We start from the raw sequence: 21,271 nt of genomic DNA on the forward strand, positions 1-21,271 counted from the left end.
AGTTAAACAAGCTAATCCAGCAATTGAATATCGGCAAACGCCAATAAACACAACGCCTGTGCGCGACTAAATTTGGCCTTAGTTAAGGTATTCGCCGTTAAGTCCATGTGGTAATTCAACGCATCTGAAAAGTCACTTCGACTTAAATTGGTGCGATTAAACAAACTATTGGCAAAATCACTGCCGCTAAAATCGGCGCTTACAAAACGCCCTTCTCGAAAATCAACTCGATGCGCAATGCAGTTAGTGAGTTGCAGATCATCCAGCTCTAAACCAAAAAATGAGCTGTCACATAAGCGGCAATCGTTAAAGCACACGGTGGCTTCAAACACATAATCAAGCCATTTGGCCAAGGTCCAATCAATGCCTATCATTTTACATTGCTCAAACTGCACCCGCTCAAATTGGCTACCAAGCAAATTCAAGTTACTTAAATTACAGCCTATAAACTGACAATCAATAAACTGGCAATGACGCCATTGTCCATCGGACAAGTCTAGGCCGCGAAATACACATGCCTGAAAACACTGCTGTTCAATGACCTTATCGAGTCCCTGCTCAAAGGTTTCATCTTGATGATGCCCTTGCATAATGTCGATCTCCAAAATTTACTTGATAATAATTATCATTTGCATATTATAAAAACAATCACCATGATAATGATAAGGGAACAAACGCGATGGCAGTTTCTAACTTACTGATATTAAAAAATGCGAAAAGACACAGTCAATTTAGCCTATCCCATCGCCGCTTAATTATTCCCCTTAGCCTACTTGCTTTACTAAGCGTTGACGAGCTGCGCTTTGTGGTCATCAACAGCATGGCGGATACCTTTTGGGCTGTGACCTGTTATGTGGCCGCAACACTTGCCATTTACCACGCCCTTGCAAACTTTTTTGACGGCCAGCATGCTATCAGCAAGCTTTACCAAGGCTCGAAAGTCAGCCAAATACTCTTTGCCGCCTTACTTGGCGCACTGCCCGGTTGCGGCGGTGCCATTATTGTTAGTAGCCAATTTATTCAAGGCAAAGTTGGCTTTGCTGCCATGGTGGCTGTGCTTACCGCCACCATGGGCGATGCCGCTTTTCTGCTGCTGGCCAGCGCACCGCAAGTCGGCCTTGCCATGATGGCCCTTGGGGTATTTGCTGGCGCCTTAACCGGACTATTGGTTAACTTGCTCCACCAAGATGACTTTTTACGTCCAACTCATCCCCAGCGTCAGCTCCTTTCAAACGCCAAGCCCAGCGCAATCTCATCTTGGCAACACCACACCATCACGGCGCAAGGCATGTTCTGGCAAATTCTGATTGTGCCCTGCGCTCTCGTGGCCTTACTGCTTTCATTTCAGTTAGATATTAACCGGCTGTTAGCTCTCCCCGAGCTTACTATAGAGTGGCTGGGCGCTGGCTTGACCTTAATCACCTTAACCCTGTGGGCACTAGGCAAACCCGTCGATGATTATCAATCCAGCGTCAGTGAAGACTGCAAAGCCCAATGCCAACATCCAATGCAAAAAGTGGCTAAAGATACCCATTTCATCAGTGCGTGGGTGGTGGTGGCCTTTGTCAGTTTTGAAGTGCTCAATCACTACAGCCAAATCAATGTCGCTGCGGCTTTAAATGGTTGGGGGGCTTGGTTGCCTTTCGTTGGATTAACCATCGGCTTATTACCGGGCTGTGGCCCGCAAATGCTAGTCACGGGATTATACCTGAGCGGTGCGCTGCCCCTGTCAACACAAATTGCCAATGGCTTAGCCAACGATGGTGATGCATTGTTTCCAGCGTTGGCCATGGCGCCTAAGGCGGCATTGGCAGCCACCTTCTACTCGGCTCTGCCAGCACTGATATTTGGCTACGGCTACTATTGGCTATTTGAACATTAATCCTTACCAAGGATGCTCTTCACCTTGCCAGGTCCAAAAACGCCCAGACTCAGCTAGCGATACACCTTCGACAAAACGAATAATGCCAGCCGCACTTTGCTGCGCGCTAATATCGGCCTCCATTCCCCCCATATCCGTTTGCACCCAGCCGGGATGCATAGGACAAACTATCACCCCTTGCTCAGCCAGCTCGGTAGCCATCACTTGCATGACTTTATTCACCGCGGCTTTTGAGCTGCGATAAGCATACGAGCCCGTGCTTTCGCGCGCCAGCGAGCCCATTTGGCTGGAAATGGTAATGATCCGCGGACGAGCCGAATGCAATAAATTTGGCAGCAATAAACGGCTAACATGAAAAGGCGCGATGGTGTTGATAGCAAAGGTGGCTAACCAGCCTTCACTGTCTAAACCGTTAAGATCTTGCTGCTCTGGTCCCATGATCCCCGCATTATTGATAAGCACATCGAGCGGTTTATCCGCTATCTCGTTAGCCAGCTTGTTGATGCCAGTTTCACTATCTAGCTCTGCTTGAACCAGCTCAAGTAAGCAAGATTCACCTGCCAATTCAAACAGCGCATTAGCTGCGCTTTGGTCACGATACGTGGCAATCACGCGATGGCCATTGGCTAAACATTGCTGCACTAAAGCAAAACCTATGCCTCGGTTTGCACCTGTAATCAAATACGTTTCCACGTGACTTCCCTATCTGTCATCCACCATGATTTAGCATCAATATAACCTAAAATCATCATGATACAAAAAGTGAGCAAAATAAAACCCTCACCATCATGGTTCCGTGGCCACAAAAGGTATTGGGATCTGAACCCCTAGGGCTAACCTCATGCCTCGTCACACAAGCCTAAGTTATACGCCTTGTCATTGCTGTGTAAAATATGCTCATATCAGAGCCAAGCTTTTATGATTTTTCTTATTTATTTTAACTAGAGGCACTTTCATGACCGCACCTACTTGGGATCTCTCCCTTGCCTATCACGGCCTTAACGATCCTGCTATTGCTAGCGACATCAAAGAAATCAAACAACGCATTCAAGCCTTAACCGAGTTAGATCCAAGCAATATCGAACACTTACAGCAAGCCTTGGTCGCCGCCGAAGCCATCGGTATTAGCCTTAGCACCCTAATGAGCTTTGCTAATTGCCTTACCTCGGTTGATGCCAGTAACGAAGCAGCAAAAGCGCTGGATGTGCAAATGGACGGCTTATATTCAAACCTACAACAGCAATTTAGCCCGTTTCGTCACGCCCTAATTCATGGCACCGATGAGCAATTAGCGCAGGTGTTAGCGGGCAATGAACTCACCGGCAGCTTGGCTCATTTTGCCTTTAACTATCAACGTGCGCGCCTAAAACAAGCCAGTAGTTTAAGCGTAAAAGAAGAGCAATTACTGAGCGCAATGCAAGTTAATGGTCGCAACGCTTGGTCACGTTTATACGACAATCTAACCGGCAGCATTCAAGTCACGCTCACCTTAGCCGATGGCAGCCAAGAAACCATGGGCCTGTCGCAAGCCGCCAGTATCTTATACGGCGGTGATACCGTGCGCCACGAAGCCGCTTGGCGCGCCATTAATCAAGCCATGACCCAACATGAACAAAGCTTTGCCGCCATACTTAATGCCTTAGCAGGCGACAGATTAACCGAATACGCCAAACGCAGCGACGTGGCCGTGGCTAATGGTGCAGCGCCGGTGCACTTTTTAGATCCATCATTATTTGACAGCCGCATCGAAGCACAAACCCTTAGCACCCTGATTGAAGTGACCAAACAAAATCGTGAACTTGGCCAACGCGCCGGTAAACTCATGGCGTCTTGCTATGGCCAAACCAGCCTAAAACCATGGCAAGAGCTTGCGGCTATGCCCACTGCAAATGCACAGGTAAGCGAACAATACAGCTTTGAGCAAGGCATAGAGATCATCAAGGAAGCCTTTGCCGGTATCGATCCAGAAATGGCCGAATTTGTTGATTACATGGTTGAAAACCAGCTAATTGACGCCGCCCCAGCCGCCAACAAGCGCATGGGCGCATATTGTACCCAGTTTGCCAACAGCCGCACCCCACTGGTATTTATGACTTGGGGCAACAGCATGTCGGATGTGATCACCTTAGCCCACGAGCTTGGCCATGCGTTTCATAACTGGGTACTTAAAGATCAGCCTCGCGCCCTATCAAGTTACCCAATGACCTTGGCTGAAACCGCCTCCATCTTTGCCGAAAACGTGGTGCGCGATGCACTGCTGGCCAAAGCCAGCGACAAACAAGCCAAATTACAAATGCTGTGGGAAGAAGCGCAATCGGCCTTAGCTTTGTTAATTAACATCCCAGTGCGCTTTGAATTTGAGCAAGCCTTTTACCAGCAGCGCCAAGACGGAGAGCTATCCGCCGAGCAACTGCGCCAATTAATGTCCGACACGTGGGCGCAGTGGTATGGCGATGCCATGGATGAGACCAACCCGATGTTTTGGGCAAGCAAACTGCATTTTAGTATTGGCTCGGTGAGTTTTTACAATTACCCTTATCTGTTTGGTTACCTATTCAGCAAAGGCGTTTACGCCCAGCGCGCCGCCAAAGGCAATGAATTTTACGCTGACTATAAAGCCCTACTTGCTGACACAGGTGCAATGACCGCCGAAGATTTGGTGCAAAAACACCTTGGCATGGACATCCGCCAAGCCGATTTTTGGCAACAAAGCTTAGACTTAATAGCCAAAGACATAGAGCAGTTTGCGCAAACGCTGGCGCAATAAAACGCGACAAATTAGATTAGACGCCGACAATAGATAAGGAAAGCAATGCCCTTTACGCCATTTCATATGGGACCCGGTATCGCCATTAAAGCCGTGCTGCAAGGCAGCTTCAGCTTAATGGTGTTTGGCTGGGCACAGATCATCATGGACATTCAGCCTTTGCTAGTGATGATCACAGGTGAAGGGCATTTGCATGGCTTTAGCCATACCTTTGTTGGCGCGGCGCTACTCTCCGTCGTCGCCGCCTTATCAGGCAAACACCTCGCGCAGTGGGGACTTAAATGGCTGGGAATCAACCGTTTTATGGCCACCCACATTTCTTGGCCTGTGGCGTTTTTCAGCGCGGCCATTGGCTGCGCTACTCACGTCTTGCTAGACGCCATCATGCACCATGACGTCGAGCCATTTTACCCCGTCAGCCTAACCAACCCACTGTTAAACCTACTGAGCAACCCTGCCCTGCATCAATTGTGCTTATATTCTGGTTTGATCGGGGGAGCGGTGTTTTTTGTGGTGGCTTGGTGGCAACGACGCCGACAAAAGCAATTTAAAGAAACAAGTCATCCACAATAAAACAGCCCTCTTTACCACCAATACATGGTGTAATTAAGATATTGTTTTTATGGAAATTAACCGCCAAGCATTGCCGAAACCGTTTGCAAAAAAATGCATACTTGATAAGTTATTGACTTATAGATAATTTAGACAGTACCAATCAATTAAAGGTTTCCAGAGCATGCCATCATTTCAGTTTTTCAAGCACAGCAATACCGAGACATTAACCTACTTAGACACAGGAGCGGCCACCTTTGCTGAAGAGAAAGAGCAATTACTTGCTCAAGACTTCGAAGTAGCGAACAACCACTATATTCAAGCCGCCACAGCAGAAGAAGCACTGAAAATAGCATCACAGCCACAACTAGAAGCACTCGATAATTATGGCTCTCTCATCCAGTCAATGATAGGTGTCTATGAACTGATTAAAGCACCGTTTAAAAAGTAATGACTTAAAGCTGGCGGATGTGAGTTAGCGTAAAAAGAGGTGGATGTCCTATTATTTTGCTTAACTGCCGCGTCCTTGCGGCAGATATTCGTCTAAGAAAACACCACTAAGCGCTCAAAAAATATTCATGCGTTTGCCCTGGGTGCGCGGCCCCTTCTTGTCATAGCTGTAGCCAGCTATCTAGCTATTGAAAAGTCGACTAATACTAACTAGCAATAAACTAAATGCAGTGAGCTCGCTGAGTTTACTTTCATCATAACGAAGTTTAATAAATCTCGGAGGTAAAGGTTTTAAAGTAAACATATCACAAAGAGTTCGATCGTCATGACATTGCTCTTCAAAGGAAGCAACGACTTCACCATTAAGCGAATATTTATCAAACCCCTCCGGAGCTAGTCGTTTTTCTGGCTGCCCAGGAAGCAGCCAGTACCACTCTAATAAGCCCTTTCTTTTCTTTTGAATTTCCTTTCCAAACCACTTAATAAAAGTTCCATCAACTTCACCAACGACCAAGTCATCTAAGGATAGGATTTCTAAGTGTGTTCCCACTAAAGGAAATCGCGCTTTAAAGCTCAGGGAGAAGGAGGACTCTATATAGAGGTAACTCCCATTGTCCCCCTTTTTTTTGTTTATGTAGCAAGTTAAATCAGACATTTATTTTCTAATCTTGAAAAGCAAAAGCTGGCAAAAGCTGGGACATCCACCTAAATAACCCAGCAATTTTATAGGCCACCACAACATAAACCAAATCTTGTTTGAAAATTTGCGACAACTACAGCGACTGTCGGTTTGTTTTGAACTGAAATGCTAAATTCTAAGCGGATCAATAGAAATTTGGCATGACTGCACCAGCATATAGAGCTGAGCAGATAGTGTGGCTATACGGTGAGTTAGTATTATCCAGCGCCACTCAGTCGATTACATGCCGTTTGTCCTCGCGTCCAGCAGTGGCCAGCCTTTCTACTATGGGCAGTCAGATGCTCCCAACTGCCGGCGGCACTGCCAAAACTTCGGCTAAAGTGACTGACCAGTTGCAACCAGCTATCTTGTTCAATACCCAGCTCGTGTAATAACTTGGGCTCATCGGCAGGAATATAGCCGCGCTTATCCTCTCGAATGGCACGCCCTGTCCAGTCTACCAGTTGCAGGTATTCTTCAAAATAGAACGGGATTTCATGGGGTTGGCGAGTATCGAATTGGCGCTCAAAGGGTAATAGCGCGGACTTCACAATCTGGTCATTCTGTTTCGCTTTATATTGCTGAATTCGCTCGTAAATCGAGGTAAATTCTTGCTGTTCAACGCGCTGGCACATATCGGCGCGGATAGGATTTAAATCGACGTAAGTCATACAGGTAAGCAAGGCCTTTTCATCCAGTAAGGCTTGGCTTTTAAAGCGCCCCTCCCAAAAATGCCCTTTGCAGCTGTCTTCTTGATTGGCCTTGCGCGCAATATCTTCATTTAAACAGCGCATAAACCAGCTTATGTTTTTAAGGCGATTGCGCCATTCAGCTATCAAATCTGCCACTACCGCTTGCTCTGCACTGGTTTGCTTTTTTTCCATTAACCAATCATCCACCAGCATGGGCATAGCAAACAACTGTTGCCAACGCGCTGCAACTTCACTATCTGATAGATTGCGGTTTTCAGACAAATTAATATGCAATATCAAATGGTAATGATTGCTCATAATGGCGTAAGCGCAGACATCGATGGTGAAAATGTCCGCCAGTTGCTTTAGTTTATCCAACATCCAAGGCTTGCGATGCTCGTAACTCTGCTGGGTGTAATGGTCCATACCACATAAAAAGGCACGGCGCACACAGCGACTGGTGACATGGTAGTATGGCGTAGATTCAGGGCAGATCAACTGCCCTCGAGGTAAAGTCATGGCCACATCCTGCTCAATAAGTGGTTTTTAAACTATGGCTCAGGATGTGAGTTAGCGCAAAAAGAGGTGGATGTCCTATTATTTTCTTTTTCCATTAACCAATCATCCACCAGCATGGGCATAGCAAACAACTGTTGCCAACGCGCTGCAACTTCACTATTTGATAGATTGCGGTTTTCAGGCAAATTAATGTGCAATATCAGATGGTAATGATTGCTCATAATGGCGTAAGCGCAGACATCTATGGTGAAAATGCTCGCCAGTTGCTTTAGCTTTTCAATCACCCAAGGCTTGCGATGTTCGTAACTCTGCTGAGTATAGTGGTCAATACCACATAAAAAGGCACGGCGCACACAGCGACTGGTGACATGATAGTACGGTGTTGATTCAGGGCAGATCAACTGCCCGCGAGGTAAAGTCATGGCCACATCCTGCTCCATAAGTGGTTTTTAAACTATGGCTCAGGATGTGAGTTAGCGCAAAAAGTGGTGGATGTCCTGTTATTTTTCAACAAGTAAGCAAAAAAGACGCCACAATCGGCACTTATTCTCGAATCGTTAAGGTCACATGAAAATAGTCACCAATAATCGACACCCAGAGTTCAGGAGAATCGAACAACTACTCTATGGCATCAACTATGAGGTGTGGCTAAACCTATATGGACCATTTGATCCTGAGCTTGGTTTAGAGGAAATCCTAAAGGTAGCTGTGTCTAAGGACGCGCAAGTGTCAGATGTAGTGTTATCGTCCCCGCAAGAAGCCAGAACCGAAATAATGGATATGATTCTCTACAAAGGGAAAATAGGTCATGGGCCGGAAAACTTAGATGAGAAACGCGAAGAGATAATTTCCTTGGTATATAAAGTTCTCTCTAGCATTAATATTGACGAAGCGGGATTAGTAGCAGCATTCGGTTTTCGCAAGGGGCATCCTGCGTATCCCGTATTTTGGGACTTTGCCTATGATGTTCACTCATGCGGACAACGCTGGATATTCGTTGGCTCCAGCAGTGATTAGCCCTAACTCAATCAAAATAACAGAACAGCCATCCTTTTTTGAGGTTTAAATGATAACTGGAAGTTGTTTGTGCGGTAACGTTAAATATGAAATATCAGGTGAAATTGGCGATATAGTTCATTGTCACTGTCAAACTTGTCGCAAAGCTCATGGCTCTGCATTCTCAAGTGTTGCAGCTGTTAAAGATCCAGACTTTAAGTTGCTAGGTGATGTTAAATTAGGTTGTTATGAATCTTCACCTGGAAAAAATCGATATTTCTGTCTTAATTGTGCAACTCAAATCTACGCAAAGAAAGATGGCACTCAACATATCATTTTGCGTTTGGGTTCATTGGACGATGATCCTAATTCAAAAGAACTAAGTCATATTTGGGTTTCTCAAAAAGCGAGTTGGTATTCGTTAAATAGCAATTTACCAGAGTACCCTGAATACGAGTAATACTCATGAAAAAATGGAACAAGCTCTTTTCATGTTAATTAACAGCGTGCTTTAGCCCTGCCGCTTTATGTCAAAGCTAGCTGTCCATTTCCCCGCCTAGCTTTAGCCATACTTTTGTTGGCGTCGCCATCGGCAGTGGTCGCTTGTTATACGACATTAGTGCATAAACGCCAATAAGTTACATCTTCAGGGGTGAGCTTAAAACCCCAGCCACTATTGTCGCAAAATTTTGAAAACCTAAATGGCGTTAGGTTGGGTAAATCGGTAACCGATGAATGCAGAATAACTTGGTGCAAACAGTTTAAAGAAGCCTCGTCTTCACACGCTCCCCAAAAGCTCCCCCACAATATTTGAGCGATACCGCCGACAATTTCACGAAATGTATGCTCACTAATATTTGCCTGAGAAAGTAAAGTATCCATTTCGGCATGTGATGCGTCACCAAGCGCAAAGTTAACCAAATAAGGCCTAGACGATTCCCAAGGCTCAAACTGTTCGGGATCGTCGATGAGTGGCCATTGCCATAAGTAATCACAAAACTCGGTAATGGTTGAATGATGCAGCGATTGTTGTTGGCAAAAACGTTCAAATATTTTTAGTGCAATACACACTCTCGCTGTCAATGATAATGACTGACACTGTTCGATGTATGCGACCATGCATGGCCTCCATTAACCTATAGCGTCATCGTGAAGATGGGGCAGGCCTTTTGATTATTAATCTATATACCCAATCAACTTGAAGCTGCATGTTTCAGAGCGCCACCGTGTTTTCAATACGAGGCATGGTGGTGCTCCCAAAGGGCAAGTTTTACAGGCGTTTATGCCGCGTTATTGATTTTGATAACGGGTAAGCCATTACCTGCAATCAATGCCTTGCCTAAACGCCTGTAAATTCTTGCTGAAATCAAACATCTCCAGGTTGATTGGGTATAGCATGCGTTAGCAGCTGCTACTTTATGCCATAAACACTGGGTTGTCAGTCTCTTAGTCTTTGTTTTGCCGCTGCCTCAAACTTTACTCATACACAGTAATCACGGTGATCCTAAATAGACCTGCTCTCCAACTCAGGCTATTATAGCGGCCATTATTTTTAGTCTGAGTCAGAGCCTTGTTAAGCTATCGCCATTCCTATCATGCTGGCAATTTTGCCGATGTCTTAAAACACTTGGTTGCGGTGCGCATTTTTCACCATTTAAATGCCAAGCCTAAGCCATATTTGTATCTGGATACCCACAGTGGGCCGGGCGGTTATGCGCTGAATTCCGAGCATGCACAAAAAACCCAAGAATACTTAACCGGCATCGCTAAGTTATGGCAACTAGCTGATTTACCTGAGCCATTGCAAGACTATGTTGACTTGATTAAAGACTTCAACGAGGGCGGCGATCTCACTCATTACCCCGGCTCACCTTCGATTGCCAAGGCCTTACTCAGTGAGCACGACAGATTAAATCTGTTTGAGCTACACAGCACCGAAATCGAGTTACTTAAGCAAAGCTTTCCGCGCCAGCGCCGCGTGCAAGTTGAGCATGGCGATGGCTTTCAAGGCTTGATCGCTAAAATGCCACCGAAAGAGCGCCGTGGATTTGTGCTGATCGACCCACCTTACGAAATCAAATCAGATTATGACAAGGTAGTCGATGCCGTTAAAGCGGCGCATAAACGCTTTGCTACTGGGGTTTACGCCATTTGGTATCCGGTGGTTGAGCGCTATCGCATTCGTCATATGGAGCAAGCCTTAATCGACAGCGGTATTCGCAATATTCAATTGTTTGAGCTGGGCATTAAAGCCGACACCAAAGAGCGCGGCATGACCTCAAGCGGCATGATAGTGATCAACCCGCCATGGAAATTAAAAGCCGAAATGGATACCTGCTTGCCTTTACTCACCGAGTTATTAGGTGAAAATAACCAAGGTTTTTATCGCAGTGAACAGTTGGTGGCGGAATAAACTAGGCGATTGCCGCATAGACCTTATCTCAGGGGGTTAGCTTAACTAATTCCCTGATGCTTTGGCTAAAATAGCCTCGTTGGTGTGTTTAGCTTGGCCCTTAAATCCCTTAGACTAAGGCTTTTCTATCTCTAATAAGCTTAGCCAACATGATTTTAGATTTTGCCCAGTTATCTCCTAACCAAATTTATCACACCCTAACGCAAACCATAGTGCCGCGCCCTATCGCTTGGGTTTTATCGAAAAATGCCCAAGGCCAGCATAATTTAGCGCCCTTTTCTTATTTCACGGCCATCAGTTCAAATCCGGCCATCTTGATGTATGCGGTGGGTAAAAAGCCTTCTGGCGAGTACAAAGACTCCGCGGTCAATGTGGAGCTAAATCAGGATTTGGTGATCCATATTGCCGACAGCCAGCTGGCCGATGTGGTCACCGAATCTGCAGCTACCTTGCCTAATGAAGAATCAGAGTTACACCTTGATGCCCTGTCGCATCTTGATCTGGTTGAGTTTGAAGGCTCGCCGCTGCCTCGCGTTGCCCAATGTAAGGTCGCCTTTGCCTGTAAGTTACACAAGGTAGTTGAAATGGGTGAGCTGCCAATGAAGCTGATGTTTGTTGAAGTTAAACAAGCCTATTTAGATGAAAGCATTATCAGTGAGCAAGACGATATGCGCCTTAAAATTGATGCCCTAAGTCTTGATCCCCTTGCCCGTCTTGGCGGTGCAGAATACGCCAATTTAGCCAGCGTGTTTAAAGCGGTGAGGCCAAAGTAGCAGAACCCACCAAAGATGATAGCAGCCACTTTGCGATATATTGCAAGCAATCTTGCTAAGGGCTGCACTGACTCTTTTAAAGAGCAAGCTAGCCTCATGCAACCAATTAACTTATCTATAATAATATTTATTAATAGCAACTAAGTCGATCAGATCCACGAAAATCAATATCCAAATAATAAATCAATTTATTATCAGTCAAGATTCCTTAAAAAAGCGGCTTTATTTTATTCATGGAAGTTCACAAGTTGATCAAACTTTTAAGCCTATTTTTTGTCTATTTGCTGCTCGCAGGCTGTAATACCACAAGCAAAGCTACACACCCCACCTTAACATCTCATAACCTCCCAAGCTCAGTGTCTTGGTCCGAGCTTACGAGTTCAAATAACAGCACATATAACTACCGAGTCTCGCCCGACGGCACTAAACTGGCCTGGCTTGGTAAGAAGTTTGTGCACAATGATTGGATTTACAGCATTCATTACCGTGATATCAACGGCAGTACCATTACCAGCATGGATGTACCTGCGGGGCCGTTTGAATGGCTACCAGACAGTCAACGACTCTATGCCAACTTAAGTTACCATAACGAAGATTCGGTTTTATTACTTTATAATTTGTCTCGCCCAGATGCTTGGCCTAAGCGCTTATTTGATCATCAAAAAGTACGCATACAGGTGGAAAGTACATTACCAGATGCACCCAACCATATGTTAATCAGTTATAACCATCGCGACCCGCAGGTATTCGATCTGTTTCGGTTAAACTTACAAAATAAAGAAACCACGCGATTATATAAAAACGCCTCTAAGGTATCACAATGGATCATTGATGAATCGGTGCCAGAAGGTGATGCATTTGCTATGTTGATCAGAAGTAAAAACGGCAACCAAATCATATCAACCAAAACAAACGAGGTTCTATACCAAGGAAACAAAGGAGAGTTTATCAACCATGTGGTTTATGATCATAATCAACAACGTTTAATTATCTTAAGTAATCATAAATCCGATAAACAAATCCTATGGGCATTGGATCTTGAGTCTAAAGACATATTCGTTCTTGCCCAAGATGATAAGGTCGACATAGATAACTATGTTTATGATGAGAATCGAAAACCAGTTTATGCGGTTTCCTACCCTGATTACCAGCGCGTTCACGTGTTAGATAAGCGCCATCAGGCTGTTTTAGATCATTATCAAACTGACAAAACCAAGTCGGTTCGTGTCGTCAGCAGTGACTTAAACGAACAAGTGATGATTGTTGAGGTGACGAATAGCCACGCTTGGCAGGTTTATTTATTCGAGCCAAAGACCAAACAATCAACCTTGCTAGAAAGCAGTAATAGCACGGATATGGCCAATCAGCTCAGCCAACAGCAGCCAATTCAGTTTACCAGCAGTGATGGTTTAACGATCCATGGGTACCTCACCACACCAGCCAATATTCCTGCGCGTCATTTACCGACCGTATTGCTAGTACACGGCGGCCCCCATGCAAGGGATTATTATGGATTTAACCCGCAAGTCCAGCTGCTCGCTAACCGTGGCTATGCCGTGTTGCAAATAAATTACCGTGGCTCACTGGGCTATGGCCGTGACTTTTTATCGGCAGGATTTGGTGAGTTTAGCTTGAAGATGCACCAAGATTTAATTGATGGGGTCGATTGGGCCATAGCAAAAGGCGTCACAGATCCCAAGCATGTTGCTATCGTTGGCGCCAGTTACGGCGGCTATGCCACCCTAGTGGGTTTAACCAAAACACCCGACAAATTTGCTTGCGGCGTCGATATTTTTGGCATCTCTGATTTAGAGTTGTTTATCAACTCGGTGCCGCAAGTATGGACCTTAGGCATGGATATTTGGCGCAGTTTTGTTGGTGATGTGAACAAACCCGCCGATCTTGAAAAGATGCGCCAAGCTTCGCCGATTTACCATATCGATAAAATCACCAAGCCGCTGCTGGTGATCCAAGGCACCGAAGATGTGAGAGTTACCAAGGAGCAGTCACGCAATATGGTGGCTAAGATGCGGGAATTAAATAAGCCGGTTCAATATTGGGAAATGGATGGCGTTGGCCATAACTTTGGCGATCCACAAAACCAGCGTAGGCTAACCAGTAAAGTCGATGAGTTTCTGGCGACTTGCTTAGGTGGGCGCGGTTAAAACCACGACTAAGCTAAACAAAGGAACAGCCATGACTTTGGCTGTTCCTTTGTATCAGTGTTGTTTGGCCTTCTGGATACTTGCTTGTCAGGGAATTGCTGAAGGCTTACAACTCATAAGCAAACCAAGCGCATCGCTAGCTGCTTAAGCGTAGCTGGTTTCATTACTGGCGAAGTTTTTTATCGCATATTCAAGACCCATTGAAATAAACACGATAATCAAAAAGATCAATCCCCCGCCTGCCGGCCCAGCAAAAACGACCTGATCAGCTAATGCAACCGCGATGAGTCCCATCGCCAAAAATTTTGAGCCCACTAAAATGATGTAAGAGCTCACGGCGCGTTTCAATAAAGGCAATACTTTTTGCTTTAACAACATTTCCGCCATGATGCTTTCGACTTTGATAGAGGCTTGTAAAGTAAAACTAATGATCAAGGCAGCCAACAGAGCAGCAGCAAAACTGTCAATGTCGACCCAACTAAAAAAGTGATCAAAACTCAACAAAACTAACAAAAAATACGCCCCACTCATCATGCTTGTCTTAACTATTTTCATCTTTCCACCTCAGGTGTCTGGTTAACTTGAGCAACATGATATGGCACAGCCACGAATAAAACTTACCATTTGATGCCACAGCGGGGTGTCTCACAGCCGGCTGTCTACAGTGCATGTGGGATGATGACAACTTTGTGAAAACCATTGACAACAAGTCAATGATGACAAACTCAACCAAGTGATATTTTGATATACTCGGCACATCAACTGATAAACATAATACTGCGTATATCATGAAGACAAAGGAACAAATACCCTTAATCAAAGCAGATCATGCGATTCCCTTCGTCGATTTATTAGGTCAAATGGATATCGATGTCTACCCCTTCTTGCGTAAAGCAGGGCTGCCCGAAGACATGCTACAAACCCAGCACCAATACATACCCAAATCTGCATTACAACAGCTTCTGTCCCTACTTGTTGAGAAAATGGGATTAGCGCATTTTTCAGTGTTTACCTGGCGTCTTTGCCGAGATGTGTATATTCCACATTTTATTAGACAGCTAAATAATCCCCAAACAGTAGAAGAAGCGTTAATCCAGGTCATTGAGGCCATTAATGCAGATACAACACAAACCCGGTTAAGCCTTAGGACCGTCCTAGGTAAAACCTGGTTCGTCAGAGAGCGAAGCAAGGCGAATGCAGATTGGTTTATCCTCGCTGAACATTTTTCAGTTATCTTCATTATTGAGTTAGTCCGCGCCCTTACAACCGCAAACTGGTCACCAAAAGAAATCGCTTTTCAGTCAAATTTGTCACTTGAGCACAGCAAACTGCTTTTACTGAAAAATACGCAACTGTATTCAGCAAGAAGTGTAACCGCTTGCAGTATTGAGCAGCCTATTTTGACTCGCCCTTTGTCCCCTTCATTCACTGCTGCTCAAACGCTCAAACAGCCTGCTACCATCAGCAATTTTACCGAGTCATTGATACTTGCACTGACCCCGTACCTAACCATGGGTCGCCTGCCCATTACGCAGGCATCAAAAATACTCGATATGAGCGTTCGTAGCTTACAACGTCGTTTGGCAGAAGAAGGCCAAACTTATAGCGCGGTGATGGAACAAGCATTACAACAACAAGCGCTGGCTATGCTCGCAGACCCTTCCATTCCTATCACAAGAATTGCATTATCACTTGGCTATTCCTGTACGGCGCATTTCTCACGTGCATTTAAGAAACAGCATGGCGCAAGCCCACGACAATGGCGGAAAAACATTATCGCCTGATCTCGTGGCACGAAATGGTAAGTTTTATAAGGCTGGCTAACTTACTATTTACCTCGTTGATACTTAAACACCAAACAATTTAACGAGGTAACCCTATGAAAGCTAAATTAATTGCGCTAACGCTTCTATTCGCTCCTATGGCTATGGTTCATGCTGATGGACTTGTTGAAACAGCCGTCAAATTAAAAGTGGCTGATGAGATTATCTCGGATAATCATGACTCAACCACGAAAAAACTGGTTAAATTACATGTCGCTGATGAACTTATGGACAATGATGACTCACTCGTCAAAACCGGGGTGAAAGCAAAAGCTGCCAAACGTGTGGTCAGAAATAAACGTGACTCCTCACTAAAAAAAGCGGTAAAGCTCAAGGTGATTAAACGCATCTAAGGATTATCACCAGTAGAGCCAAGAAAATAAAAAACTTGGCTCTAGCAATACTAAAATAGTACCGTTAATTATTTTCTAAAATGGATAAAGAGTTAAAACCCATCATAAATCAGGCCAAATGCCCCCCCTGCTAGACATTGACTTCAACACCAATATTTTCATGCCCCACTTAAATTCGAAAGTAAAGTTATCTCCATCATCTATTTAATCAACTGAATTATTGCTTTACATTTAAAACTGAAATAAAAAACCAAGGAAAAATCACTTATTCACTTTAGCTTAGCTAAATTTAACATCGACACTGATAATAATGACAAAGCCAATAGCAGCTAGCTAACATAACACAACTAACCAAAAGCTTATCGACAGTTAGGGATGTCAGCCGTAACTTATCTGTACCAATCGGTAAAACTAACAATTTACACACCATTTACCCTAGTTATATAATCAACTTAATTCATATAACTGATTGAGTAGCGTTTAGTTTGCTTACCTTAACTCGACTAGGTCAACTTTCTCCTTTTATTGTACATGCTGAAAAAAGTGGCTTTGAATACAAAAAAGCCCTTAAACAACTAAAGCTTCCAGCAGACATTTTGGAAATAGAACACGAATATGTGTTTACTCACCAGCTTTTTTCGTCGGTACACTACCTCAGTGGATTACAACAAGATGCAAGTTATAGTTTAATGGTTGCGGAAAATTCCGGGCTTGCCATGTACGGCCAGTTCGCCAACGCGATTGGTGAACATTGGTCTTTATTACAAACACTTAACCATTGGGTAAAGGCAGTGAACCATGAATCTGCTAAGGTCGAGATTTATATCGAGTCTTCATTGAATGGTATTTGGCTTTGGCAAAAGCACAGTTTACCTGTTCATGCCCAGGGTTTTGCCGATGTAGAGTTATATGATCTTCAAATGACAGTGAATCTGGTAAACCATTTCACAATTTATCCATGGTTACCTAACTTTGTAAACCTCGCCTCAAAAAGCATGGCGCATTGGCAAGCTGCCAAGCATTTTTATGAGGACTGTAATATAACCCACCAGGCAAATAAAACGGGTATCTTTATCCCAAGTGTATTACTAACTAACACCCCTAAGTCAACTATTCCGGCGTATAACCAGCAGTATCATTTAAGCCCCGATTTTCTTGTTCAGTTTCAACAAGTACTAAACGGATTATTACACTTTCAGAGTTTAAACATCCAAACCGTGTCATGGTTAATGTCCGTCAGCGAAAGAACGCTTCAGCGCCGGTTAAAACAAAGTAACACTTCTTTCAGACAAGAATTATCTAAGGCAAGGTATGACAAAGCCTGTAAATCATTGGCAGAAGGTAAAGAAACCGTCAGTGAAATATCTCTAAAATTGGGTTATAGCAATGTTACGCATTTTTGCAGAGCGTTTAAATCGCATTCTGGTTACTACCCAAAGTCATTTAAAATAAAAACAAACCAAGCGAATCAAAACTAATAATACGTTAGCACCAAAATAACAATGAAACCGCCATCCGCTGCATTGCCGTAATAGAAGTTTGGATATTTAATTCCTTTAATGTTTATTCATAATAATCTTCAATTAAGGTGGCTTTCATTTCATAACCCATGGCGACATTTGCCCCGCCATCTACCAAAAAAACCTCCTCAGTTATCACATTGGAGTTAAACCTCCCTTCAACCCAGACTGGGTATTGCACGTTTTGAACTTCAAACCCATTTGGATAATATATTCTCACGATTTGATTAGCTGCAGGCGGCGGCATGTGAATACAGGCACCTGCAACCGGCACCAGTAATAATTCGGTGGCTTCCAAATTTTCATTATATTCAATAGGTACAATAAACCCTGGCATACGAACAAGTTTACCATTGTAAACATCGGTCACTGTTTCTGCGTTTTGTTTCATTGCCAGCATATAGTCTTGACGTAATTGAATAAGCTCACTCGCATTAAGACCTTGTTTCGCCAATTGAGATTCAATGTGCTTCTTTTGCAATCTTGATTCTTCGGAATCCTGTTCACTTAAAACAATAACCCCTTGCAACAGTCGCTTTTGATCTTCCGTTAATTCAGGCAATTCAATGGTGACAGCTTTTGCCTCACTGTTTAGGTTTGACCAATCCAATGTCAGAGGTGTCTCTGCATAAAGCGGGATAGAAATAAGCGACAAAAGAAATGCGGTGATAATGTGTTTCATTCGAACCTCAGAAAAAACCCACCCGAAGGTGGGGGAGCAAAACGGAAAACAGAGGGGGTTAAAGTGTATTTTTATAGACTTTACCGTCCTTCATTATCACCTTAATTGTATCTAAAGCCACATCACGCGGCTCAGCATCAAACCATTTTTCGTTAGCGCCGATAACGGATAAGTCTTCTAATGGGTTCCCGTCCACTAAGAGTAAGTCTGCAAATGCGCCTTTCTCCACCACACCTAATGCGGCTTGCGGATAGGGGTCCATGACACCAGATAATTTAACTAACTCACCATTCACCGAGGTCAAGCCTTTTAGAGCGAAGAAGTTACCCAACTCTTTACCTGCCAGATAAATAGTATGATCTGTTTGTTTTATACAAGCTTCCTGGCCGCCGACACAATCAGTGTGAAATCCCCATTTAGGCTGATACTCATTGACGTTCTTGATATAGTCTTTAAACGCCTTTTGCGCGGATTCTGCTTTTATTTTCGAAGCAGGGTTGTCATTTATCGCTGGGATCGTGGCTAAATAAGGTGAAAACGCGGTCATATTGGTTGTGATATAAGCGCCTTTTTCTTTCATTTTTTTCGCTATTTCAGCGTCAAACATAAAGCCATGTTCAATCGATTTCACACCCGCATCTAAATTGCGCATGATGGCTTTTTTGCTATAAGCATGGGACATCACGTAAGAGCCGTAAGCATCGGCAATTTCCACGGCTGCGGCAATTTCTTCTGCTGACATCGCATTGAGTTGCCACGGGTCAAACGAGGAAGCTACGCCACCCGAAGACATGATTTTAATCTGTGAGTTACCCTGCTTAAAATTCATCCGTGCTGCAGACTTAATTTCCGAAATACTGTCCGTATTCACGCTGACATTGTTGCGCCCCATTGCCGTTTGCATACCATTAATATGTTGGTTAGGCGTGGTAAGATTTGAAAAGTCAGCATGAGAACCAGTTGGTCCAATGAACGCGCCCGATGTATATAAACGTGGCCCCTCAAGCATACCTGAGTCAATAGTTTTACGCAGGCCGGTATTTAAGCCACCTGCATCACGCCAAGTAGTAAAGCCTGATTGAAAGGCTGCGTTGGCCATCACGGTTGCGCGCGCTGCTAATTCTTCTAATGTACGGTTATTTTCATGATCGTTTAAAGTCCCCCCATTAAGTAGTAAATGACCGTGACCTTCAATTAATCCTGGCATCAAGGTTTTGCCTTTACCATCAATAACCGTTGCGTCACCGGCATCAATCGGGCTAGCTGACACTTCAGAAATGAGATTATCCACCACCAACACATGATGATTCTTGTACAATTTGTTGTCTTTCCCATTAAAGACATCAACATTGGTAAAGAGCGTGCTTGCCGCATTGGCACCAAAAGCCAGAGAACAACATGCAGCGAGTAAGCTTAGTTTAATTGGCTGATTTTTCATTTATCTACCCATCTATTGTGATTATATTTCACGGCTAAAACTGACCACTGGGCCCATACGCTGAACCCAACTTACAACCAAAGACGCAACTTTTTTAACAATAAGTATATAGAATATATACATTTCGTAACTTAGCGTTCAGTTTATGTTTATTCAAGACAATAAACTTACCATTTGGTGACAACTCAGCACCAAAGATTGACACGTTTTAGCCCACTCTCATTGCCACTCATCGGCAAAATATCGCGATTCGCCCGTAAAATGGGACGGCTTTCCCCCAAACCAGCCCAATTGACTCAGGCCTGAATGCATTCTCTTGTTAAATAAATATTCTACCGCGCAGGCCAAATACCAGAGCATGACTCTCTTGCGACAAAATAGGATCATGGATCCATTGAAAATCGGGTGTTATTTGAACATGTTCACCAAACTGCATGTTGTAGTAAATCTCCAATGTGGTTTGGTTATCATCTGTGCCCCATCCCTCTTTATTGGCTTCACTCCAGTTAAATGCCGCTCCCAGATTATGCTTGGCTGCGCCCAAGCCAAAATAGCCTAAACCGACAGAAATAGATTTCTCATACAGCGCTGCGTCACCGTCAATGGAAAAGCCTGCGCGAACAAAAGGCATGATTTGAGGGGTAACAAAATAGCTTAGAGAAAAGTTAACGCCTTCGCTGTTTTTGGCGCTATGACGTGTTGAGCCATCGTCATTAAAGGTGGCGTCTAAATGCCAATAAGTAACATGCAGGTTATCGGTATAAATTTGTTGTTGTGAGGCAGTCCAACCCAATTCAACCGTTGTAAAATAGTCGTTGTCATTAAAAAAGCTATCGAACCCATCAAATATTTCATCGCTATCTGAACGTCCGTTAGCGTCTGCCAATCCAGCCACAATATAGTAATTATCCGTTAACATCTGGCCAATCGAAACGGCAAATAAACCATCATCTGGCAATCCCATTGCACCAGCACCTGTTTGGAATACTAGGTTAGAAAAACCAGTCCAAGGGCTAGCCAGCGCATAGGTATCCACGTAGTCGGTCACATCCTGAAACCCAACAATGAAGGACGTCTTGCCATCATTGAGGCGCTGTTTCCAATGAAGATTGGTGATCCTGCCTCCCTGATCGCTAAAGGCGGGTTGGATCATGCCTATATAGCCTAACCCTTCAGCTCCAGCTAAGTCAGCGAGAAATGCATACGATTTGGGAGCATAATCACTATAAGCATGTCGATGCTCAATCTTCCAGACGATCCCCCCCGTATTATTCGAGTTACGTCCAATCAAGTTCCACTGTCCGTAGAAACGCGCAACACCACCGCTGGCGTTAACCGTATTACCTTTATTGCCATTAGCAGAGTTAAACCCGATCCCATTGTAGTCCAATCCAAAAGTCAACCCCTCTTGCGCTAACTGGTTACGCCAACTTTGTGGCTGCTTGTTGTGCTCAGAGAGGGTATTTTCAACGGCATCCGGACCACCAAAATTGGCCGCCGATGAGAAAAAAGGGGCGCCTAAAACAAGCAAACCAATGGCAAAAACCGATCGCCGAGCAGACATATT

22 protein-coding genes are annotated in these 21,271 nt (G+C 44.3%); 12 read left to right on the forward strand and 10 right to left on the reverse strand.

What is annotated here, in order from left to right; all coding sequences use genetic code 11:
- Positions 1-11: 11 nt before the first annotated feature.
- Entirely contained in the window at positions 12-590 is a 579-nt protein-coding gene (locus ACK8OT_RS09020; protein ID WP_410196177.1) for a pentapeptide repeat-containing protein, read from the reverse strand.
- 89 nt (positions 591-679) lie between these two features.
- Here ACK8OT_RS09020 and ACK8OT_RS09025 point away from each other — a divergent pair, with 89 nt between their 5' ends.
- Entirely contained in the window at positions 680-1,882 is a 1,203-nt protein-coding gene (locus ACK8OT_RS09025; RefSeq protein ID WP_410196178.1) for a putative manganese transporter, read from the forward strand.
- A 3-nt stretch (positions 1,883-1,885) separates the two neighbouring features.
- Here the strand turns inward: ACK8OT_RS09025 and ACK8OT_RS09030 are convergent, their stop codons facing one another.
- Positions 1,886-2,575: an SDR family oxidoreductase gene (locus ACK8OT_RS09030; RefSeq protein ID WP_410196179.1), complete on the reverse strand. Its 690-nt coding sequence runs from the start codon at positions 2,573-2,575 to the stop codon at positions 1,886-1,888.
- Positions 2,576-2,837: 262 nt separating this feature from the next.
- On the opposite strand from ACK8OT_RS09030, the gene ACK8OT_RS09035 reads away from it, so the two are divergent.
- The 3 genes from ACK8OT_RS09035 (at position 2,838) to ACK8OT_RS09045 (ending at position 5,652) form a co-directional block, all read left to right on the forward strand.
- The gene (locus ACK8OT_RS09035; protein ID WP_410196180.1) at positions 2,838-4,649 is read left to right on the forward strand and encodes a M3 family oligoendopeptidase; all 1,812 of its coding nucleotides are present in this window, start codon (positions 2,838-2,840) and stop codon (positions 4,647-4,649) included.
- Between the two features lie 45 nt (positions 4,650-4,694).
- Positions 4,695-5,222, forward strand: coding sequence for a metal-dependent hydrolase (locus tag ACK8OT_RS09040; protein WP_410196181.1), 528 nt, complete (start codon positions 4,695-4,697; stop codon positions 5,220-5,222).
- 163 nt (positions 5,223-5,385) lie between these two features.
- Entirely contained in the window at positions 5,386-5,652 is a 267-nt protein-coding gene (locus tag ACK8OT_RS09045) for a hypothetical protein (protein WP_410196182.1), read from the forward strand.
- Positions 5,653-5,832: 180 nt separating this feature from the next.
- Here ACK8OT_RS09045 and ACK8OT_RS09050 read toward each other — a convergent pair whose 3' ends face one another.
- The 3 genes from ACK8OT_RS09050 to ACK8OT_RS09060 all read right to left on the reverse strand — a co-directional run bounded on the left by ACK8OT_RS09050 (position 5,833) and on the right by ACK8OT_RS09060 (position 7,963).
- Positions 5,833-6,306, reverse strand: coding sequence for a hypothetical protein (locus tag ACK8OT_RS09050; protein ID WP_410196183.1), 474 nt, complete (start codon positions 6,304-6,306; stop codon positions 5,833-5,835).
- 242 nt (positions 6,307-6,548) lie between these two features.
- Positions 6,549-7,541 (reverse strand): transposase, encoded by a 993-nt coding sequence (locus ACK8OT_RS09055; RefSeq protein WP_410196184.1) that lies wholly within the window; start codon positions 7,539-7,541, stop codon positions 6,549-6,551.
- A gap of 32 nt (positions 7,542-7,573) precedes the next feature.
- Positions 7,574-7,963, reverse strand: a complete 390-nt coding sequence (locus ACK8OT_RS09060) for a transposase (protein WP_410196185.1) — start codon at positions 7,961-7,963, stop codon at positions 7,574-7,576.
- 145 nt (positions 7,964-8,108) lie between these two features.
- Here ACK8OT_RS09060 and ACK8OT_RS09065 point away from each other — a divergent pair, with 145 nt between their 5' ends.
- Positions 8,109-8,558: a hypothetical protein gene (locus ACK8OT_RS09065; RefSeq protein WP_410196186.1), complete on the forward strand. Its 450-nt coding sequence runs from the start codon at positions 8,109-8,111 to the stop codon at positions 8,556-8,558.
- Positions 8,559-8,607: 49 nt separating this feature from the next.
- The gene (locus ACK8OT_RS09070; RefSeq protein WP_410196187.1) at positions 8,608-8,997 is read left to right on the forward strand and encodes a GFA family protein; all 390 of its coding nucleotides are present in this window, start codon (positions 8,608-8,610) and stop codon (positions 8,995-8,997) included.
- 146 nt (positions 8,998-9,143) lie between these two features.
- Here the strand turns inward: ACK8OT_RS09070 and ACK8OT_RS09075 are convergent, their stop codons facing one another.
- The gene (locus ACK8OT_RS09075) at positions 9,144-9,656 is read right to left on the reverse strand and encodes a hypothetical protein (protein WP_410196188.1); all 513 of its coding nucleotides are present in this window, start codon (positions 9,654-9,656) and stop codon (positions 9,144-9,146) included.
- A 451-nt stretch (positions 9,657-10,107) separates the two neighbouring features.
- On the opposite strand from ACK8OT_RS09075, the gene ACK8OT_RS09080 reads away from it, so the two are divergent.
- The 3 genes from ACK8OT_RS09080 (at position 10,108) to ACK8OT_RS09090 (ending at position 13,888) form a co-directional block, all read left to right on the forward strand.
- Positions 10,108-10,950 (forward strand): 23S rRNA (adenine(2030)-N(6))-methyltransferase RlmJ, encoded by an 843-nt coding sequence (locus ACK8OT_RS09080; RefSeq protein WP_410196189.1) that lies wholly within the window; start codon positions 10,108-10,110, stop codon positions 10,948-10,950.
- A gap of 149 nt (positions 10,951-11,099) precedes the next feature.
- Positions 11,100-11,723, forward strand: a complete 624-nt coding sequence (locus ACK8OT_RS09085; protein ID WP_410196190.1) for a flavin reductase family protein — start codon at positions 11,100-11,102, stop codon at positions 11,721-11,723.
- 452 nt (positions 11,724-12,175) lie between these two features.
- On the forward strand, positions 12,176-13,888 hold the full coding sequence (locus ACK8OT_RS09090) for an alpha/beta hydrolase family protein (RefSeq protein WP_410196191.1): 1,713 nt from the start codon (positions 12,176-12,178) through the stop codon (positions 13,886-13,888).
- Positions 13,889-14,032: 144 nt separating this feature from the next.
- Here the strand turns inward: ACK8OT_RS09090 and ACK8OT_RS09095 are convergent, their stop codons facing one another.
- Positions 14,033-14,443 carry a hypothetical protein gene (locus tag ACK8OT_RS09095; protein WP_410196192.1) on the reverse strand — a complete coding sequence of 137 codons (411 nt, stop codon included), beginning with the start codon at positions 14,441-14,443 and terminating at the stop codon, positions 14,033-14,035.
- A 305-nt stretch (positions 14,444-14,748) separates the two neighbouring features.
- Between ACK8OT_RS09095 and ACK8OT_RS09100 the strand changes: the two genes are divergently transcribed.
- The 3 genes from ACK8OT_RS09100 (at position 14,749) to ACK8OT_RS09110 (ending at position 17,542) form a co-directional block, all read left to right on the forward strand.
- A complete protein-coding gene (locus ACK8OT_RS09100; RefSeq protein ID WP_410196193.1) occupies positions 14,749-15,672 on the forward strand; it encodes a helix-turn-helix transcriptional regulator in 924 nt (307 codons plus the stop codon).
- Positions 15,673-15,767: 95 nt separating this feature from the next.
- Positions 15,768-16,064, forward strand: a complete 297-nt coding sequence (locus ACK8OT_RS09105; protein WP_233070028.1) for a hypothetical protein — start codon at positions 15,768-15,770, stop codon at positions 16,062-16,064.
- A 485-nt stretch (positions 16,065-16,549) separates the two neighbouring features.
- A complete protein-coding gene (locus ACK8OT_RS09110; RefSeq protein WP_410196194.1) occupies positions 16,550-17,542 on the forward strand; it encodes a helix-turn-helix domain-containing protein in 993 nt (330 codons plus the stop codon).
- An 85-nt stretch (positions 17,543-17,627) separates the two neighbouring features.
- Here ACK8OT_RS09110 and ACK8OT_RS09115 read toward each other — a convergent pair whose 3' ends face one another.
- The 3 genes from ACK8OT_RS09115 to ACK8OT_RS09125 all read right to left on the reverse strand — a co-directional run bounded on the left by ACK8OT_RS09115 (position 17,628) and on the right by ACK8OT_RS09125 (position 21,268).
- Positions 17,628-18,266 carry a DUF3299 domain-containing protein gene (locus ACK8OT_RS09115; RefSeq protein WP_410196195.1) on the reverse strand — a complete coding sequence of 213 codons (639 nt, stop codon included), beginning with the start codon at positions 18,264-18,266 and terminating at the stop codon, positions 17,628-17,630.
- 58 nt (positions 18,267-18,324) lie between these two features.
- Positions 18,325-19,704, reverse strand: coding sequence for a metal-dependent hydrolase family protein (locus tag ACK8OT_RS09120; protein ID WP_410196196.1), 1,380 nt, complete (start codon positions 19,702-19,704; stop codon positions 18,325-18,327).
- Positions 19,705-20,023: 319 nt separating this feature from the next.
- Positions 20,024-21,268, reverse strand: a complete 1,245-nt coding sequence (locus ACK8OT_RS09125; protein WP_410196197.1) for a carbohydrate porin — start codon at positions 21,266-21,268, stop codon at positions 20,024-20,026.
- Positions 21,269-21,271: the final 3 nt, after the last annotated feature.

Origin of the sequence: Motilimonas thetidivivens, assembly GCF_046452435.1 — a bacterium.
Lineage (GTDB): Bacteria > Pseudomonadota > Gammaproteobacteria > Enterobacterales > CBDFNC01 > Motilimonas.